Annotated in this window: 12 protein-coding genes; 5 read left to right on the top strand and 7 right to left on the bottom strand. The window is 66.6% G+C overall.

The features are described 5' to 3' along the window. Positions 1 to 28 precede the first annotated feature (28 nt). The 5 genes from ACZ5MC_RS22185 (at position 29) to mutL (ending at position 6,932) form a co-directional block, all read left to right on the top strand. On the top strand, positions 29 to 994 hold the full coding sequence (locus ACZ5MC_RS22185) for a peptidoglycan DD-metalloendopeptidase family protein (RefSeq protein ID WP_306598089.1): 966 nt from the start codon (positions 29 to 31) through the stop codon (positions 992 to 994). A 103-nt stretch (positions 995 to 1,097) separates the two neighbouring features. After that, complete coding sequence (locus tag ACZ5MC_RS22180; protein ID WP_306598088.1) at positions 1,098 to 3,062, top strand: hypothetical protein; 1,965 nt, start codon at positions 1,098 to 1,100, stop codon at positions 3,060 to 3,062. Beyond that, entirely contained in the window at positions 3,062 to 3,874 is an 813-nt protein-coding gene (locus ACZ5MC_RS22175; RefSeq protein WP_306598087.1) for a purine-nucleoside phosphorylase, read from the top strand. The genes ACZ5MC_RS22180 and ACZ5MC_RS22175 overlap by 1 nt, the downstream gene beginning before the upstream one ends. 15 nt (positions 3,875 to 3,889) lie before the next feature. Then, on the top strand, positions 3,890 to 5,167 hold the full coding sequence (locus ACZ5MC_RS22170) for a glycosyltransferase (protein WP_306598086.1): 1,278 nt from the start codon (positions 3,890 to 3,892) through the stop codon (positions 5,165 to 5,167). Position 5,168: 1 nt separating this feature from the next. After that, positions 5,169 to 6,932, top strand: a complete 1,764-nt coding sequence (gene mutL / locus ACZ5MC_RS22165; protein WP_306598085.1) for a DNA mismatch repair endonuclease MutL — start codon at positions 5,169 to 5,171, stop codon at positions 6,930 to 6,932. 370 nt (positions 6,933 to 7,302) lie between these two features. Here the strand turns inward: mutL and ACZ5MC_RS22160 are convergent, their stop codons facing one another. The 7 genes from ACZ5MC_RS22160 to ACZ5MC_RS22130 all read right to left on the bottom strand — a co-directional run bounded on the left by ACZ5MC_RS22160 (position 7,303) and on the right by ACZ5MC_RS22130 (position 18,927). Then, a complete protein-coding gene (locus ACZ5MC_RS22160) occupies positions 7,303 to 11,580 on the bottom strand; it encodes a methyltransferase domain-containing protein (protein WP_306598084.1) in 4,278 nt (1,425 codons plus the stop codon). Positions 11,581 to 11,753: 173 nt separating this feature from the next. Then, positions 11,754 to 12,866, bottom strand: coding sequence for a glycosyltransferase family protein (locus tag ACZ5MC_RS22155; RefSeq protein ID WP_306598083.1), 1,113 nt, complete (start codon positions 12,864 to 12,866; stop codon positions 11,754 to 11,756). Between the two features lie 9 nt (positions 12,867 to 12,875). Then, entirely contained in the window at positions 12,876 to 13,502 is a 627-nt protein-coding gene (locus tag ACZ5MC_RS22150; protein ID WP_306598082.1) for an FkbM family methyltransferase, read from the bottom strand. Between the two features lie 539 nt (positions 13,503 to 14,041). Then, entirely contained in the window at positions 14,042 to 15,004 is a 963-nt protein-coding gene (locus ACZ5MC_RS22145) for a sigma 54-interacting transcriptional regulator (protein ID WP_306598081.1), read from the bottom strand. A gap of 18 nt (positions 15,005 to 15,022) precedes the next feature. Continuing rightward, positions 15,023 to 15,418, bottom strand: coding sequence for a hypothetical protein (locus ACZ5MC_RS22140; protein ID WP_306598080.1), 396 nt, complete (start codon positions 15,416 to 15,418; stop codon positions 15,023 to 15,025). An 18-nt stretch (positions 15,419 to 15,436) separates the two neighbouring features. Next, on the bottom strand, positions 15,437 to 17,467 hold the full coding sequence (locus ACZ5MC_RS22135) for a PDZ domain-containing protein (protein ID WP_306598079.1): 2,031 nt from the start codon (positions 17,465 to 17,467) through the stop codon (positions 15,437 to 15,439). Next, positions 17,467 to 18,927: a tetratricopeptide repeat protein gene (locus ACZ5MC_RS22130; protein WP_306598078.1), complete on the bottom strand. Its 1,461-nt coding sequence runs from the start codon at positions 18,925 to 18,927 to the stop codon at positions 17,467 to 17,469. Before ACZ5MC_RS22130 ends, ACZ5MC_RS22135 begins: the two co-directional genes overlap by 1 nt. Positions 18,928 to 18,936 lie beyond the last annotated feature (9 nt).

The raw sequence follows: 18,936 nt of genomic DNA, 5'->3' as shown, positions 1-18,936 counted from the left end.
GATTCCCGTTCCCGCATGAGGAGAACCCATGCGCAATGCCATTATTGCACTCGCACTCGCCATCTCCGGAATGACCGGGAGCCTTCAGGCTTCCAGGACCGTGACCTCCAGCCTCCACAAGGTCAGGAGGGGGGAGACCGCCGCGCGCATCGCGCGCGACAACGGCCTTTCCCTGGCCCAGCTTGAAGCCATCAACCCCGGCCTGGACCTGGGCCACCTGCTGGTGGGTTCCACGGTCAAGGTGAAGGGCAAGCCCGCCCTGGCCTCCCACCGGAAGCCGGGCGCGCCCGTGCCCTCCCTGCCGGCCACCCCCGCCCCCGGGCCCACCAGCTTCACCCACCTGGAGCGGATCCTCCCCGCCTCGGCGCGGGATCTCTCCGCCATGGCCCCCGTTGGGGAGGACCGTCCGGCCCTTGCGGGCATCAAGGCCGTCCTGCCTCCCGTGGACCCCGCCGATGCGGTGGTGGCCCCCGCCCTGGCCTTCACGCCGGCCGATCCGGGCCGCCTGGACCTGCTCTGGCCCGTGGAGACCCGCACGGTCAGCTCCGCCTGGGGCCCCCGCATGCGCTCCAGGACCATCAAGGTGAAGGCCTCCAAGCGCCGGGTGAAGTACCGGGGCAGCCACAAGGGCGTCGACCTCACCGCCCCCACGGGCACCGACGTCTTCGCCGCCCTGGACGGCCAGGTGGTCACCGTGGGCTCCATGAAGCGGGGCTACGGCAATTTCGTGATCCTCGACCACGGCAACGGCGTCGTGACCGTCTACGGCCACCACCGGAAGAACTTCGTCCGCGAAGGCGAGATCGTCCACCGGGGCCAGAAGATCGCCGAAGTGGGCCGCACCGGCAACGCCACCGGCCCCCACCTCCACTTCGAGCTGCGGGTGGACGGGACCGTGAAGAACCCCCTGCCGTTCCTGAACGACGTGGAGGAGATCCCCGCCGACCAGATCGCCGAGAACCAGGCCGCGGTGGCTCCCAAGACCCGGCATTGATTTTTACAGAACCTCTCGTCCGTTCGCAGCATCCCTGCCTGGAACGAGCATGTTTGGGTTTGGCATGTTAGGCTTGGCCTTTGCGCGGTTGTACGAGGTGATCATGGTTGTACGTCATTACGGGTTGCGCGCGTGCGCAGCCATGCTGCTCGCCGCTCTCGTGCTTGGCGCCGGCCTCGGGTGCGCCAAGAAGTCCCTGGCCGAGAAGGCCGCGGAATCCACCACGTACAAGATCTCGGGCACCGTGACCTACACCCGGGTGCCCATGCACTACGACGCCAACGGCGTCCCCACCGGCCTGGAGACCGATCCCGCGCTCTTCAAGACCGTTCCGGCCCGGGGCCTGAAGGTCCGGGTCTTCCAGGTGCGCCCGGAGACCCTGCCGGACTACACCGTCAAGAACGTATGGACCCTGGTCTCCCAGGCCACCACGTCCAGCACCGGCCTCTACACCGCCAGCCTCGGCGTCCAGAAGAACTACCTCACCTTCGTGGAAGTGGAAGGGCAGATGACCCAGCCCACCACCCCCGCCTCCCTCGTGACCCTCGGCGCCGACCCCGACGGCGTCTACAGCACGAAGCAGATCATCGACCGCCCCGTGTACGTGATCCGGAAGTCGATTGACGGCAGCACTTCAACCACGAATGCCACCCCGGCCGCCGTCGGCACCGCCGACGTGGTCGTGAACTTCGACATCGGGCTGAACGACCCGTGGATGGTGGTCCTGCCCAACTGGTGGGTGCCCTACGAGAGCAGCTTCCCCTTCCCCGAGACCGTGGCCGCCGGCAGCCGGATCCCGGCCATCCTGGACACCTTCTACGAATTCAACAACAACATCGGCAACGCCGTGCCCAGCAGCTCCGAGACGGAGCTGGCCATGCACTACCGCCCCGGCCTGTCCACCCGGCGGGGCACCTTCGTCGAGTGGCGCCCCACGCTCCTCCCCAAGTCCTATAACGGGTCCACATATCTGTACATGGGCTCCATCTGCGGCGGCGGCACCATCGACGGCGTCCCCCAGCCGGACGACGCCTTCGATCCGGCCACCCTCTACGCGCTCATGGGCCGCAACGCCATCCTGGGCCAGGGCAAGACGAACATCCTCCCCACCGGCGTCCCCGCCACCAGCCTGGCGCCGGACCTGGCCCTGGTCGAAGGCTTCGGCGACGCCATCGCCGTCACCCTGCTGGAGCACCCCTACCTGCCCTCCGCCACCGGGAGCAACCGCTACCAGACCGTGCGGGACATCCGCGACCTCAGCAAGCTGAACGCCTCCCAGATCGGCCCCTTCTCCGCCCCGGCCATCACGGCCCTCACCTGGGAACTGGCCCTCATCAACGGCGGCATCACGTCCCCGGGGTCCGTGGCCAACTGGTCCAACATGACCGCCCTCAATTTCACGCGCATGTATTCCGGCAACAACCCCACCATGACCTCGGGGACGAAGACCGTCTCCACGGACGTGACCAGCCTGTACACCCAGCTGGCCCGGTTGCAGGAGGACCGGACCGCCTCCGACAACTCCGACCTGAAGACCTTCTTCGGGGACGCGGTGCTCACCCCCTTGTGCGCGAAGTTCAACATCCCCTGGTCAACCGCCGCCAACGCCATCCTGCCCAAGTACACCGTCAACTGGGGCTCCGATCCCGATTCCCTGGTCACGCCCCTGCCCAGCTTCACGCTGTCCATGTCCTCCGCCGCCAAGATCAAGCGCTACTTCCTGGACACCGGCAACGTGGAGCAGGCCGAGGACTATTACCCCAACAACTCCCGGGGCGAGGTGCTCTACGCCATGAGCGCCTGGAGCCTGGACCGCGCCTACTCCTTCAGGGTCACCACGGTGCCCGCTCTGCCGGCCGGCGCTTCCATCGAGGTGGTGATCGACGGCGACATCGCCAACGCCTATCTCTTCCCTTCCGGCGCCGCCACGGCCTACCCCCTCGCCATCAAGGGCAACCCGGCCGACCTGACCACCCCCAACTGGCACCGGTTCAGGATCCGCCTGCTCAGCCCCACGACCCTGGTGTCCGACACCCAGGTCACCATCCATCTGGACAAGGTAAATTGATGAACATCCAGCCCGCACTCGAAATCCTCCGGGCCCGTGCCCCGTTCGTGCCGGACCTGGCCCTCGTGCTGGGCTCGGGACTCGGAGCCCTGGCCGGTTGCGTCGAGGCCAAGGCAGGCGTGTCCATCCCTTTCACCGACCTGGGCTTTCCCGTGCAGACCGTGCAGGGCCACCAGGGCAAGCTCATCTTCTGCGAGCTGGAAGGCCGGAAGGTCGTGCTTCAGGCCGGCCGCTTCCATTTCTATGAAGGCAACCCCATGTCGCTGGTCACGGCCCCCATGCGCATGCACGCGCGGCTCGGGGTGAAGGCCGTGGTTCACACCAACGCCGCCGGAGCCGTGAACGCGGGCTTCAAGGTGGGCCAGCTCATGGTCATCAACGACCATATCAACCTCATGGGCACCAACCCGCTCATCGGCCCCAACCAGGAACCCGGCCCCCGCTTCCCGGACATGACCGGCGCCTACGACCCCGCCCTCTCCGCGCAGATCCTGGCGGCCGCCAAGGCGCTGGGCCAGGACGTGCAGCAGGGCGTCTACCTCGCCGTCACCGGCCCCAGCTTCGAGACCCCCGCCGAGATCCGCGCCTTCCGCACCCTGGGCGCCGACGCCGTGGGCATGAGCACCGTGCCCGAAGTGATCGTGGCCCGCCACGAGGGCATGAAGGCCGCGGGCATCTCCTGCCTGTGCAACATGGCCGCGGGCATGCTCCCCCAGCCCCTCACGCACGCCGAGGTCCTGGAGGCCGGCGCCGCCGCGGCCGCAAGCTTCGAGAAGCTCGTGCGGACCTTCCTGCGGGATCTTGCAATATAGGCTTATCCTTACCGGATGAAGCTGTCGCTTTCGATGATCGTGAAGGACGAGGAGGCCCACCTGGGCCACTGCCTGGACTCCGTCCGGGGCCTCGTGGACGAGATCGTCGTGGTGGACACCGGCTCCACCGACGGCACCGTGGCCCTGGCCCGGGCCAGGGGCGCCGCGGTGCACCCGTTCCCCTGGAACGGCGACTTCTCCGCGGCCCGCAACGCCAGCCTGGCCCACGCCACGGGCGACTGGGTGCTGGTGCTGGACGCCGACGAGGCCGTGGATCCCAGGGACCACGCCGCCCTGCGCGCGGCCTGCGGGGGCGCCGACGCCTACCGGGTGCTCATCCGCAGCTACCTGCCCGACGCCGCCTACACGATGATGGACACCCAGGCCCGGCCCAACCCCGGCGGGTATGCCGAGGGGGCTTCCTGGCCGGCCTGCGGCGACACCCGGGCCGTTCGGCTCTTCAGGCGCCTTCCGGGCGTGGCCTTCCGGGGCCGCATCCACGAGAGCGTTGAGGCCTCCTTCCCGGGTCCCCTCCCGGACCTGGACACGGTGATCCACCACTACGGCTTCACCCTCGCCGACCGCGTGGAGGCCAAGAAGCCCGTGTACCTGGACCTGGCCCTGAAGGACGCCCAGGACCGCCCGGAGGACCTCCTGAGCCTCTTCAACGTGGTGATCCAGGCCGCCGCCGCCGAGGACTGGGAGCTGGCCGTCCGCACCGCCGAACGCTATCGCGCCCTGTCGCCGGAGGTCCCCCCGACCCTGCGCCTCACCCACGGCACCGCGCTCCAGCGCAGCGGGCGCCACGAGGAGGCCCTGCGGGTCTTCGCCGAGCTTCCCGGCAGCATCCCCGCCGCCGTGGGCCGGGGGGTCTCCCTGGAGCGCCTGGGGCGCCGCGAGGAGGCCCGGGCCCTCCTGGAGGCCTGCATCCGGGAGTCCCCCGGCTACACCACGGCGTACCTGGACCTGGCCGACCTCCACGCGAGGGCCGGCGCCCAGGACGCGGCCCGGACCGTCCTGCTGGCCGGCCTGGAGGCCGCGCCATCGGACGCCTCCCTGTGGGGCCGCCTCGTGCGCCTGGGCGTGGAGGAGGGCCTGCTGGAGCAGGCCGTCCGGGACGCCTGGGTAGCCATCCAGCACTGCCCCCAGGGGGGCGACGGCAGCTGGCACAAGCTCGTGGGCATCTTCCTCCTGCGCCAGGGCGCCGCGGCCGAGGGGCGCCAGGTCATCACCCTGGGCCTGGCGGCCTTCCCCGGCCACCCCGATCTCACCCGACTCCTGGAGCTCTGCTGACATGCCCCGCATCCGCGTCCTTCCCGACCAGGTGGCCAACCAGATCGCCGCGGGCGAAGTGGTGGAGCGTCCCGCCTCCGTGCTCAAGGAACTGGTGGAGAACGCCCTGGACGCCGGCGCCACCCGCCTGGAGGTGCGCTGGGAGGAGGGCGGCAAGCGCATGCTGGACGTGGCCGACGACGGCTGCGGCATGGCCCGGGACGACCTGTACATGGCCCTGGAGCGCCACGCCACCAGCAAGGTGCGCACGGCCGACGACCTGGGCCACCTGGCCTCCTTCGGTTTCCGGGGCGAGGCGCTGCCCTCCATCGCCTCCGTGAGCCGCTTCGACATGGCCTCGGCCGAGCAGGACGGCGCCGGCCACCGCCTGCGGTGCGAGTTCGGCGTCATCAAGGAGGTGCAGCCCTTCAGCCGGTCCCGGGGCACCACGATCACCGTGCGGGACCTCTTCGCCCAGCTCCCGGCCCGCAAGCGCTTCCTCAAGGCCACCGAGACCGAGCACGCCCACCTGTGGGGCGTGGTGACCCGCATGGCCCTGGCCACGCCCGCCATCCACTGGGTGCTGGAATCCGACCGCAGCGGCCGCCTCGCCCTCCCCGCCGTCCCGGTAGCCGGCGCCCGCCTGGGGCCCCTCCTGGGCGACAAGCTCACCGCCCTGGTCCCCTTCCGGGACGGCACGGCCCCCTGGACCCTCCACGGCTACGTGTCCCCCCCCGAGCTCAGCTTCCGGGACCGCAACCACCTCTACCTCTTCGTCAACGGCCGCGCCGTGCGGGACCGCCTGCTGCTGGCGGCCCTGGCCTCGGCCTGGGAGGGATTTTTCCCCAAGGGCTCCTATCCCGCCGCCGTGGTCTTCCTGGACGTGCCCGCCGACGCGGTGGACGTGAACGTCCACCCCACCAAGGCCGAAGTGCGGTTCCGGGAGCCCCAGCGCATCTTCCCCTGGGTGGGCCGGGCCCTTCGCGAGGCCTGGAGCGAACTGCGCGGCGGCCTGGCCTCCGTGCTGGACCTCCCCCCCCGCCCCCTGGAACCGGAACTGGACCGCCCCCTGGCCCCCGTGGCCGCCGAACACCCCCACCTGTGGTCCGCCGCGGGCTCGGCCGGCACCGGCACCTACCAGGCCCTGGAAGCGGCCTTCCCCCGCCGGGAGGAACCCGCCCGTGTGGCGGAACCCCTCCATGGGCCCGCCGTGCGCTACCTGGGTTCCTTCGATTCCACCTACCTCCTGGCCGAGGTGACCGGCGGCGCCGAACCCGAACTGTGGCTGGTGGACCAGCACGTGGCCCACGAGCGCATCCTCTACGAGCGCCACTTCCTCCGCAAACACCAGCCTGCCGTGCAACCCCTTATGCCCCCCCGGGTGGTGCGCGTGGGCCCCGAGGCCATGTCTCGCCTGACCCCCTTTCTGGACGCCTTCACCGAAGCCGGCATGGAGGTGGAGCCCTTCGCCGAGGACGCCGTGGTGGTCCGCGGCCTGCCGGACTTCCTCATGGACCGGGACCCCGAGGCCCTGCTGGCCGACCTGCTCCAGCGCCTGGAGGAGCTGGGCCGGGTGGACCTGGACCACTTCCGCCGGGAGCTCAACGCCGAGCTCAGCTGCCGCAGCGCCATCAAGAAGCACCACCACCTCCCGGCCGACCTTGCCCAGCGCCTCATCGAGGACCTCATGGCCTGCGAGGTGCCGCACACGTGCCCCCATGGGCGGCCGGTGATCAAGAAACTGACGCGGACGGAGCTGGAGCGGAGCTTCGGGCGGCGGGCTTAGATCATGTGGCTATTGCGCTTGTCAAAACCTCCTCATCCGGGCCAACGCACCTAGGCTGACTGAGGGGAAACGAGGCCTGAGCAAGGCTCCTGTGCAACGGCTGCATTGGCATTTTCGGCCTTTGGCTGGTGGAGACGCTGCTTGCGACCCGGAACGTCCGTTTCCTTGGCTTTCAGATTCAGGTGTTTATTGGGGATCGGCGGTCTTTGGCCGGCGGTTCCTCCAAACTGCCGGAGACACTTCCCGGTGCACCTCCTGGCGAGAACCGTGAAGGTCTTCCAGGGGCCTGGCACCAACGTCACCCTTGGGCACCACGGAGCCCCACCATTGTCGAAATTGTTGAATCCGGACGGGCTTTTGGCAAGGAGAGCTACCACATAACCCCGATGCCCAAGGCTTTTTCATGTTCGGTGGAGGCAGGGGTGCGAAATTCTGCCTGATCTCCGGGATGGCTGAAATAGCGGCCCACGATAACAGGCAAGCGAAGAACTCGCTTACCTTTGGACAGGAGGCGTTGCCACCAAAGTGAATCACCGATGATGTTAATGGTGCTTCCATCATTGAAGGCGAAGGGATAGCGACCCAATTCGCCGTGCAGGGCCGTGCGCCATCCGGTGGCAGGACCGAGCGTCGCGCGTTCTCCGGTGCCACTCCCCAGTCTTACGCACTCCCCTTGGCTAGGGGGCCAGACGGGATTGAAGGGCAGTTCTTTCGCAAGGATGCTCGGTGTGACGGCATCCGTTTCCGCCTGTGAGAAGCAAACGCGCCAATCGCCTGCCACCAGGTCCGCCCCCCCCTCCAAGGTTTTCAGAAACAATTCCACCGCATCCGGGTTCAGCCGGTCGTCCAGGTTCAGGTTGATGACAAAGGGGGTCTTTACTTGGCTGAGGGCCAGGTTCCAGGCTTCATAGATTCTGAGAGGCTCCCGGGAAACGAGGGCTGTTCCCCTCAACCAATTGGGGACGGTATCCCCGGCGTCGAAGACATAGATCCGGTCCACCGCTACGGACTGGGCATCCAGGCAGGACTGGTGCCCCTGCAGACGTTCCAGGCGGTCGGGGTCCTTGTGCCAAACGGCGCAAAGGACGGTGGCCCGCGCCAGCGATGGCTTCTGGCCGCTTTCGTGGCCAAAGTCCCATCCGAGGGCATCGGCCCGTTCCAGTGAGTCTTCCCGCTCGGCCTGGGCGGCTCCGTCTCCATCGAGGAACTCGGCTTTTAAGGCCCAGAGGAAACCCGCCCTGGGTGCCAACTCAAGCCAAAGCTCAAGTGTGGACGTCAAGCGGGCAGCATCCATGGAGAGCAGGGAACGGACTTGATCATGAAAGATATTGGCGGCGAACGTCCGGGCCCCGGCCGCAGCGAGGGCCGTCAGGCCCTGACTGACCGCGATCTGGTGTGCAGGGCGAAGGTGCTTCCGCGCCTCCATAAGGTCCTTATCCTCTTGCCATCGCTCTTCATGGCTCTTCTTGACTTCGTCCCCTTCCTGATTGTGGTGGACACGCGCATCCCATACGGGCAGAATCTGCCAGCCCGCAGCATGGATTCGGTAACAGAGATCCCAGTCCGCGCCATAGAAATGGTAGCCCGGGAAGAATCCCCCCACGGCCTCCCATGCGGTTTTGCGCACGATCCCGAAGTTGATCATCAACCAGCCGTCGGACCCCATGGGAGCCCACCAATCGGGGTACCCCTGCCAGCCGGGGTTGTGTTCCATCAGCGAAAGGCCACCAACCTTGATGCCTGCCAGCTCTCCATAGGCAAGCAGCCGCGGCAAGGAATCGGGTTCGAACAAAAGGTCATCGCTGCCATACATCACCCACTTGCCCCTGGCCTTTGCGAAGCCTGCGTTCATGAGGAGGGACCAGCTGAACTTGCCGTCTGTGCCCAGGTAGTCCTCATCCGCCAGAACAATCCTGGCTCCCATCTTCTGGAATACCTCCCGGCTGCTTTGGTCGCCGCTGGGGCAGATCCCTATTACTTCCCAAGGGATGGTGCCCAATGACGCGTGTGCGCTCGCGAGCATGGCCTCGAGGCGCTTTGGCCGCCCGATGGACGGAACCACCAGCGAAAGAACCGGTGCAGGGCCCTGGGGCGCGGCCACGGTAACCGTTTCCAGCCCCACCCTGGCGAGATCCAGGTTTGGTTTTAAATCAATTGCGTTTGGGCCATTCCACGTTTGTTCCCAGCCATCCTGGGCCACCAGGAGAGGGACCTCGGATCTGCCTTCCATGGCCGTTCTGACTGCCCTCGTGAGGACTTCAGGAGAAAGGTCCTTGACGCAATACGGGCGTTCATATGGACAGTTCCAATCGCACAAATAGCAGGACAGAGGCAGGACCGAACACGTCGTCAGAGGGGAATACGGCATGAACCGGCCGAAGTGCCCCCCGCCAAGTACCACCACATTCGGGAGGCCAACCGCGCAGGCCATATGGGCCAGGCCGGTTTCTGCGCCAACCGCGAGGGCACATCTTTTCATCAATGCGGCGCATTGGCGAAGTGTCAGGCGCCCGCACAAATTCACCCCAGCCGTCGGGAACAGGTCGAGGTGCCGTTGATTGATCCCCTGTTCTGCCTCGACACCAAGGGCGACAACAGCAAGCTCAGGGTGGTCCTTCAGGACGGGGGCCAGGGCCAGGCCATAGCCTTCGTAGATCCGTGATTCCCATTGGGCCCCCGCAAAGAGTGCCACCAGCTTCCTGTCCTGAAGCTTCTCCTCCCCTAAAATGGCTTCGACCGCCTGGACGTCCTCTGGAGTGAACCAGACCTCTGGTTGCAGATCCTTAGGTTCGATGCCCAGGTATTGGAGGAAGGATTTATGTCGATCCAGTTCCAAGGCCCAGTCCTCCTGCGCAGGAACGAGATCCGTATACAACGCGTCCAAAGCCGGCCGTTCCCTGGGATTGCGGTTATGGTCGTCCCCGAAGTGGCCCACCCGGCGCAAGGCCCCGCACATCCCGGTGAGGACGTCCGCCAGCGGCTCCCTTGAGTAGACACTATGCAGGCAGAGATCGAAGTGCCTGTGGGTCAGGTCCCGGATCAGGTCCTGGAGGTAGGGGCCTCCACCCAGAGCCAGTTGCTTGTCGACCGGGTAGACTTCATCAGCAAATGGGCATGCCTCGTACAGCTCGGCTACTCGTGGCTGGCAGAGCACGGTAATCCGGGCATCTGGGAAATGGCCACTTACGCCTTCCAGCATGGAGGCGGCAAGAAGGTTGTCTCCAACGGCATCCAGTCGGACCCAAAGGATGTTTTCCACGTGGGGCTTGGCCGGTACTCTGCCCGGATCGAATTTCGCCACGCAGAACCCGAATTTTTCCCGCGATAGGTAGGTCAGGTCAAACCGGGGATCCTCGAGGATGCACTGGAGGCTTCGCCGGTGCTTGACGTGGAACACGTCGTCAAGGGCGATCGTGCAAGGGCCTTCAAGGAGTTCCAGGAGATACTGGAATTCCACGAAGCCCATATGGCCTCCGCTGTCAAGGAGCACGAGGTCAGGCCGATATCCGAACGCTTTCAGGCATTGGCGGAGAAGATCATCGGGGACCTCGGAAAAATCTGTTTCCTGGGCGTACAGCCTAGACCGCTCGTTTTCCTGGTGGTCCACATAGACATCCTTGAAGGCCATGTTCCTCACCATGGCCTCCTCGATTTCCGCCAGCCCCGGCAATCGGGTTCTTGGCACGGAAAGGCCAAGAAGGGGTTCCACCATTGCCAATAGGCCATCTCTTCCAAGGTTCTCCTTAGCCTGCAGATGGTTGGAGGGGTTCACTTCAAGGCTGAAGAACCTGGGGGAATCGATCTTGTAGTCGCGCAATAGGATGGCCAAGGTACGGGTCGTACCGGTGCCCAGGTAAGTGCCCGTTTCAAGCACCTTGGCCGGCCGGTTGTTGCGGAAGACCCGGTCCATGGCGGTGGAGAAATCGGAATTGCCCTCAACCACGGTCAGGTCCTTATCCCCAGCCCCCTCGCCGGCAATTCGCACGCCCGCTGAGGCCTTGACCTTACGGCCCAAAATGAGTGCGTCGTACGGGAACGGCGCCCAAAGGAGCTCCTGGACTTCAAGGCCCGCTGCCTCGAAGAGGCGAACCAAAGCCTTGCCTGAGAACAAGTTCAAGTGGGCCGGGCTCTCGAATGGGTACCAGTCCGCACCCTCTCCGTCAAAGATGGGTGTCTGCAGCAGGAGCCTGCCCTTCTCCTCCAGCAGCCCAGCAATACCGCGCAGGAACCCGAGTGGGTCCGGCACGTGTTCGAGCACATCGAACGCTACGACCGCATCAAACCGGGGCTCAGGGATGGCGACGGCAGGGAATAGACCCGGGTAGACCTCTGCGAGACCGAATTCCCTCCTTGCGAATGCGCAAGTGGCTTCGTCCACCTCCACGCCGACAGCACGCTTCGTGCCGCGATCCAGGCAATACCGGAGAAAGCCGCCGTGACCACATCCGATTTCGAGGAGCCGATCAGGAACGCCATTGCGCCGGGTGAGCCGCTCGAACCATTCCGGAATCCGGTCATTGAAGTCATGCAAGGCTCTTTCCGCGATCAGGCCAGGCGTCTCCGGGTGGTCCGCGCCTTCGCCGTTCCAGTAGGGGCCGAATGCATACAGGGCTTTCAGTGCTTGTTCGCCATAGCCCGTCCATTTCACCTGGGTTCCACAGGACGTACAACTGCCATACCCAGGGTGGACTCCATCTACCAGTTTGCCCCCGCACCAGCATGTCTCGAAGTCACGGATCTCAGCGTCGGGCATGGAAAGCTCCAGGGGTTAGATAGCGTGGGTGCATACAAAGTGCCTACCGAGCAAGCTTTGCGCCAAGTTCATTCGGCCAGGACCGTCGAGAGGGCTGCTCGAAGGGATTTCCGGTGCATTTCGAGGGTGTGGCCGGAATTCACAAAGTCTATTGCTTGCAAGGTCCGGGCAAGCCGCTCCTCCACGGGGAGGACTTCGCACGATTCGATCGCTTGGGCTACCAGGGCTTCGCTGCAGCCCGCAATGGGAATGCCAAAGGTACCGAGCTCGACGCTTGCCTCCAGAGTTGCCACGGGGAGAAGTCCACCGTTTCCGACAGCAGAGAGCAGGCTTACCCCCCCACCCTCGGAGCAGGAAGGAAGAACCGCAAAGCCGCATTGTTCCGCGATCCGCAGGAACTCAGGACTTCCAATCCGGACCATTCCGATCATATGGATATTCCTCGACGCTGCCAGACGGGATTGAAACACCCGTCCAAAGGCCCCTTCCCCTTCAAGAGGACCGCAAACATAAAGTTCAAGCCATGGGCGGGCGAGAAAGACCTCCAGGAGGAGGTCGAGACCCTTGTGAATGAGGCCGGCACTGCCGAACCAAAGAAATCCCCGGCCGGCCTTCCTGGGGTCCTTCCGCTGGGCGAGGGCCGCCCCGTCCACGAGGTGATGGAAAAATGCCCGGATGATGAAAATCTCGCTGGAGGTCCGGCCATGATAAGTCGCGGCAGTGGCCTCATTGCCGAGGACCAGCACTGCATCGCAAAGGGAGGCGATGGAGGTGAAATCCTCCGACGCAAACCGACCGGACTCCAGGAGGCAGGGGCCATACCTCTCCCTGAAGGCCTTGACCCGGTCCAGAGTGCGGAGATTCTGGACCTGGTTGTGGATGCCGGGGGAGTAAAGAAGGACCCGTCTGGGGCGCCGGCCACCCGAATGGCACTCGACCAGGGCCCGCCCGAGGCCCAGGATGACGTCATATTCGCCATACCCTCGGGGGGGTTCAGCCCAATGGTCGATGGCATCAACCGAATAGCCCGATTCGTGCAGGGCCAATCCTTGTTCAAATGCCTCATGGGTGTTTGTGTGGAAAAAATTCATGGACTCCCTGTCCACAAGACCTTCTACCGCGCCACATAGGAGGGCCTTTTTCTTGCGCCGTGTGCCGAAGGCATCTTCCAGGATTGGCATTGGGCTTCCTCATGCACGGTTGTGGGCCAGGAGCCAAATCGAATCGCATTGGGTTGTCGGCTGGTTGTACTCCCAGTAGCTGACCATCTGGAAGCCCCTTCCTTCCAGCAATGCCTTCGCTTCGCCGAAAAGTCGCTGGCCCTCCCAAACCGGCACCGTCTCGCATTCCAGATGGATGGCATGGATGCGAGTCAGTTCTGTCCCAAAACCTTCAAGGACTTCCACAGCATGGCCTTCGACATCGATCTTGCATGCTGAAATGTCTTGGATCCCATATTTATCGAGAAATGTGTCGCCCCGCATCAGTTCAACTAAAATATTCTCCGAGGGGAATCGTTCGTAGATCTCCCTTGGCATCAGAGAACTCATTCCCTGCTTATTGAGGTCAGGATCGACAATGTTGTGAAACACCTGATGCCCGTTTCGGTTTGACAAGGCCAGGTTGTAAACCTGGAAGAAGGGGAAATGGGCCTGGATCCGCGCAAAGGACTGAGGTGCCGGCTCGATGACATGGACTTGGCGAATACCAGCGGCCTTTGCGAAGGTATTGGCATCTTCGCCATCCCGGGAACCGATTTCGAGGAAATTCCTGATCCTGAGTCGGCGGGAGTGCAAGTGGCTGAAAAAATTAATCATCGGGCCTCCCCAATTTCCGCTCTACCTAGTGCCCCGCTGACCCAGGCGACTCTTCTGTCCAAACTGAAATCCGCATATCCGGTTGCCCTGTTCAGAACCTTCTTCCGTGAGGCCGCAGCCGCCCGGGCATTGGGCCCCTGCAACCAGGGCAGCCTGTTGTTCGGTCATTGGGGCCCTCCGGAAGGGTGGCGCGCCTTGGCAGGGCGGGCGAACTTATCTGCATGGAAGATCCAGGACAACCTTTGCTGAAGATCAGGATACGCCAAAGCCGGGGAGCCCCGCCAGGGTGCCCAGCCTTCCCTTCCACCGCCAGGGCTTGGGCGAGAATGGCGGATTTCTGTCGGTTCACGGGGTCCGAAGGACGATACCCAGCGTCCGCAGTCAACCGACTTAATCATTGACCCACCCGTGGTCAATACTTGTGACGCTTGACAGGGGCGCCTACCCGGCCCTTGCGAGCCCATTGAGGCCCTGCGTGGCCTACCCGGGGGGCGGTCCCGCCGCCACGTTCGGCCGGCGCACGGGGTGTCCGCCGATGGTCAGCCCTTGCGCCGTCGCTCCTGGGCCAGGTCCACCCCAAGGCGCCGGGCGGTGGCGTAGAGAGCGGTGCGGCTGAGCCCCAGGTCCCGGGCCGTTTCGGCGGCGTGGAACCCCCTGCGGCCGAGGGACTCCAGGAGGTGGCGCCGCTGGAACGCCAGGGTGGCTTCCTGCCAAGGCAGCGGGATGCCTGGTGCCTTGGCGAGCTCGGGGAAATGTTCTGACCCCAGAGGCCCCTTCCCGCACCTTAGGAGGGCGCGTTCAAGGCAGTGGAGGAGCTGGCGCACATTGCCAGGCCAGGACTGGGCGGCAAGCGCCTCGCATAGGCCGGGTTCCAAGGGCGGCCCGTTCCGGCCGAGAGCCAGCGAGATGCGTTCCACAAGGCGCGGCACTAGGTAGTGGAATTCATGGCCCCGTTCCGCCAAAGCCGGTGTAACCAGCACGGAGCCCTGGAGCCGGTGGAGGAGATCCTCCCGGTACAGCCGGGTCCGCACCATCTCCTCCAGGGGCTGATTTGTGGCAGCTACGAATCGCAGGTTCACCGGTCTCCACCGGTCACTGCCGAGGGGGCGGATCTCGCTTTCTTGCAGAACTCTTAGCAGCATCGCCTGGGTCCGGGCTGATAGGTCGGCCACTTCGTCAAGGAAGACGGTCCCCCCCGAAGCCGACACAAGGGCTCCTGGCCGGTCCCGGTCGGCGCCCGTGAAGGCCCCCCGTACATGGCCGAAGAGCTCGGATTCCAGCGCCCCTTCGGCCAGGGCCGCGCAGTTCACCGGCACCAGGGGGCCTGAACGGCCGGATCGGCGGTGCAGTTCCCGCGCGGCGAGTTCCTTGCCGCTCCCGGAGGGGCCCAGGATGAGAACGGTCAGGGAGGTCTGCGCGACGAGATCCAGCTCCCGCAGCACCGCCCCCATGGGCTCGGACCCATCGGTCAGCAGCTCGGGTTCGGGGGGCGCGTTCCTCACCCCCCCACCCTACACCCCCTACCTGGCGTCCATGTACGGCCGGCTGATGGTCTTGTCCGTGGAGATGGGCAGGGTGTAGGCGCCGTAGAGATCCAGCTTCTGGGTGTACTTGAGCTTGATGACGCAGGTGCCGGCGTTGTGGTCCCCGAGGACCGTGAAGGTGATGCAGCCCTTGGCCAGGGCCTCGGGGATCTCCAGCTCGGCGGCCTTGGCGCGCAGCTGCTGCTCCAGGGCGGCCGCGGGCATGATGCCGGCCCGGGATCCCAGGTCCTCGGCGGCATTCACCAGGCTGTTGTTGGCGTAGAGCACGGGCACGACCTTGAGGGCCACGGCGCCCACGATGATCAGCACCAGGAGGCTGACGATGCAGCCGATCTTGCCTTCGCCGCGTTCATTCCTGCGGTTTTCGGTCATGGCGTTCCTTTCGGGGGTTCAGGGTTGGAGGTCCTGGAGGGCCTGCCGGGCCAGGGGCGCCAGCAGCGGCCCGTCGGGACCGAACAGGGTGGCCTGGGGGTATTTCAGGGCCTGGGTGAAGGACTGGGCTGCGTCGCGCACATAGACGCTGCCCATGTGGAGGAGGCAGATGCCGGTGTAGTAGTCGAGGGTGCCCTGGCTCACGCCCTGGACGCCCACCATCCGGGCGTCGCGAAGGACCTCCAGGGCCTTGTCGTACTCCCGGAAGTGCATGAGGGCGAGGGCCTGGTCGAGCCGCAGGAGCGAGGCCTCGTCCCCCTGGGCCCCCAGGTAGCGCAGGCGCAGGTCGGAGAGGACCAGGGGATAGCAGAGGTCCGGGGAGTTGACGGGGAGTTCGGCGGGCATCTGCGAGACCGTGAGCTTCACGGGGGCATCCCCCTGCGAGACGGCGAGGCTGCCGCCCCCTGCCTCGGCCAGGGCCCTGCGGAAGTCCGCAACGTTGGCCACGGGCCTGCCGCCGGCCTCGGTGAGGATCCTGCCGGGCTTGATCCCGGCCTTGAGGGCGGCGGCGTCGGCCGTGAGGACGTGGGCGCCCTCGGGCAGGTCCAGGAGGGTGAGGCCGGCCCAGGGCTCGGAGAGCGCGGGCTGCCGCTCCATGCGCGCGGCCAGCGACCCCAGGGGATCCTGCTCCAGGGGCATGACGGCAAGGCGCTCCTCCTGTCCGGTGAGGGTCGAGAGGACCAGTTCCACCTGCTGGATGGGCCTGCCTGGGGCGGGCCGCGCCCACAGCAGGAGCTCGGTCTCGCGGGTGGCCCGCAGGCGGGCCAGGCAGTCCTTGAGGGACTCGCCCTTGGCCGCGGTGATGAAGGCCACTTCGTGGAGCCTGCCGCCCAGGGACGCCAGCATGCCCAGGAGCCGGTCGCGGCCCGCGAAGTCATCGCTCCCCTCGAAGCCCGCGTAGGTGAGGCGCGGCTTGGGCCGGGCCACGAGGGTGAGCGACTTGCCCTCCAGCACCTCGATGCGCTGGGTGAAGCTGCCCGCGGCGTACTTCACCTGGAGGTCGTAGGCCTGGGCGCAGACCTGCAGGTCCCGCACGGGCACCCGGCCCATGTCGAGGCCCGAAAGGAGCAGCTGGCCGCCGGGGACGGCGCTCTGGACGGTGAGGGTGCCGCGGCTGGGCTCGAGCTTGACGGGTTCGAGATCGGCGTCGGCGAACGGGGTGGTCAGGGCCTCGGCGATCTCCATGCGGCGGGTCCGGTGGCAGGGCAGGCGCACCTCGAGGAGGTGCTTGCCGGGCGCCAGGTCCGCGATGCGCAGGCCCTCCGAGAGCTGGTCGGGCTTCACGCCGGCGCGGTCGGCCAGATAGCTCCGGTCCGCGGGTGCCTGGCCCCGGGAAAAGCCGCGGGACTTGCCGTCCACGAACAGCTCGGCGCCCGCGGGGGAGGTGAAGACCGTGATGACCGAGGACGTGCGCGCGAGCTTGAAGTCCAGGGTCCTGGTGTCCTTGAGGGCCACGTCGAACTTCACGTCCTGGCCCTGGAACCCGAGCCGGGAATAGGCGGCGGCGTGGGCGCCCGGGGCCAGCCAGTGGACGCCGGGCTCGGGGCGCCGGGGCTTGCCGTCCACGGTGAGGACGCCTCCCGCGGGGTCCAACGAGAGCTTCACCCGGCCGAACCGGGCCGTGCGGAGCCCGTCGTAGGCGGCCTGCAGCCTGGGGTTGGTGATGGAGCGGTCGATCTCGTAGTCGGGATCCAGTTCCAGGAGGCTCTCCAGGCGCTTGGGGGCCTGGGCCTTCCTGCCCGCGGTGCGGTCGTCCAGGACCGCCGTCCAGTTGTAGGCCTCGCAGAGCACCCTGGTCCAGCCCTCGTCCAGGGTGCGTGCCGACGGCTCCAGGGCGGCGAGGATGGACTCGAACTTGGCGGCGGCGCCGTCCCGGTCGCCCTGGGTGGCCCACAGGGCCTTGGCCGCGGCCAGCGTGTCCCGCAGGGCGGGATCCTGGGCGCCCAGGGCGGCGCAGGCGGTGAGGAGGAGGCAGAGGAGACGTCGCATCATTGCAGCCTGATCAGCAAGTCGTTGGAGCGGTCCGCGAGGATGAGCCCGCCGGCGCGGTCCAGGGCGACGGCCCGGAACTTCCCGGCGATGCCCAGCGTCTTGTAGGTGGCCGAGCGCAGCACGGAACCGTCCGGCCCCCACACCACCACCCCTTCGAAGTCCCCGTCCACCAGGGCGGCCACGTGGCCGAGCGGATCCGAGGCGAGGGAGACCACGTACTTGAAGGAGGCCGGGAGGTCCTTCCCGTAGGGCACGGAGGCCCGGGTCCGCCCCGCGGCGTCCAGGAAGAGAAGGGTCCGGGTGGCGTCCGAGGCCGCGGCGGCGCCGCCGTCGGGAAGGGGGGCCAGGGCCTGCACGGCGGGCACGGGCAGGGGCCGGGGCGCGGCGTCCCCTGCCAGCACCTGGATGACCTGCGATCCCGGGTCGCAGATCCAGGCGTTGCCCCAGGTGTCCAGCATCCCGCCGGAAGGGGAGGGCAGCGGGGGCGCGGCGGGCTGGGGCGCGTCCTCCTTCACCAGGCCGAACTTGGCGCTCACCACCCAGGTGGTCCCCGGAGCCGGCACCAGGAGGGCCTTGCCGCCCTTGACCACCGGGCCGGAGGGGACCAGGGCCCCATCCTTGAAGTGGTAGGCGCGGTCGTCATCGGACTGGTACAGGTAAAGGCCGCCCTCGGGGCCCGTGGCCAGGAGGGTGGGGGTCTTCAGCCACTTGGTCCTGCCCTGGGGCCAGGGGCCCATGGATTTTAGGGCGGGCTTCTGGAGGCGCTGGAGCACCCGCACCTGGATGCGCCACTGGGCCTCCTGGGCCTCAGGGGCCTGGGGGTGACGGTTCCTCAGGTCCTGGAGCATGCGCAGGCAGCCCGTGAGGTCGCCCATGATGTCGAGGGTCTCCGCGGCCTGGAGTTGGGCGGCGATGCCCGCGGGGGAGGCCGGGTCCATGCGCATGGCCTCGGTGAAGGCCTGGAGGGCCCGGCCCCACTCGCCCTGGAGCTTCCGGGCCAGGCCCATCTGGAGCCGGGCCTCCTGCACGAGGGGGTGGTCCGGGAAGAGGTCCACCAGCCGGTTGAAGTCGGCCAGGGCCTCCTTGATGTCGGCGGGGGCGTGGCTGCGCGCGGCCCTGCGCCTGCCCAGGAGGAGGAGGGCGTCGCCGGCCTGGGGGGTCTTGAGGTACTCGTTCTTCAGCTTCTCGAGAAAGGGGGTGGCGGCCTCGGGCTTCTTCTCCACGTCCATCTGGTGCCGGGCCAGGCTGAGCAGGGCCCGGGCGGCGAAGGGGGACTGGGGGAGCTGCGCGACGAGCTGGTTCCAGGTCTCCAGGGCCTCGGGGTAGCTGTGCGCGGCGTAGGCGCGCTCCCCGGAACGGTAGAGCCGCTCGGCCATGTCGCCGTCCTGGGCATGCAGCAGGGGCACGGCAGCCAGGATCAGGGTCACGGGGCGGATCCAGGTTCCTAGGACATGCATGAGGGCCTC

The sequence above is a fragment of the Mesoterricola sp. JemC181 genome (assembly GCF_055384585.1).
This window is presented reverse-complemented; position numbering and strand designations above follow the sequence as displayed.

What these genes read in the sequence shown, in the direction of transcription:
- ACZ5MC_RS22185 (WP_306598089.1), top strand. Translation starts at nt 29, where the DNA reads ATGCGCAATGCCATTATTGCACTCGCACTCGCCATCTCCGGAATGACC.
- ACZ5MC_RS22155 (WP_306598083.1), bottom strand. Translation starts at nt 12,866, where the DNA reads ATGCCAATCCTGGAAGATGCCTTCGGCACACGGCGCAAGAAAAAGGCC.
- ACZ5MC_RS22180 (WP_306598088.1), top strand. Translation starts at nt 1,098, where the DNA reads ATGGTTGTACGTCATTACGGGTTGCGCGCGTGCGCAGCCATGCTGCTC.
- mutL (WP_306598085.1), top strand. Translation starts at nt 5,169, where the DNA reads ATGCCCCGCATCCGCGTCCTTCCCGACCAGGTGGCCAACCAGATCGCC.
- ACZ5MC_RS22175 (WP_306598087.1), top strand. Translation starts at nt 3,062, where the DNA reads ATGAACATCCAGCCCGCACTCGAAATCCTCCGGGCCCGTGCCCCGTTC.
- ACZ5MC_RS22140 (WP_306598080.1), bottom strand. Translation starts at nt 15,418, where the DNA reads ATGACCGAAAACCGCAGGAATGAACGCGGCGAAGGCAAGATCGGCTGC.
- ACZ5MC_RS22135 (WP_306598079.1), bottom strand. Translation starts at nt 17,467, where the DNA reads ATGCGACGTCTCCTCTGCCTCCTCCTCACCGCCTGCGCCGCCCTGGGC.
- ACZ5MC_RS22150 (WP_306598082.1), bottom strand. Translation starts at nt 13,502, where the DNA reads ATGATTAATTTTTTCAGCCACTTGCACTCCCGCCGACTCAGGATCAGG.
- ACZ5MC_RS22130 (WP_306598078.1), bottom strand. Translation starts at nt 18,927, where the DNA reads ATGCATGTCCTAGGAACCTGGATCCGCCCCGTGACCCTGATCCTGGCT.
- ACZ5MC_RS22170 (WP_306598086.1), top strand. Translation starts at nt 3,890, where the DNA reads ATGAAGCTGTCGCTTTCGATGATCGTGAAGGACGAGGAGGCCCACCTG.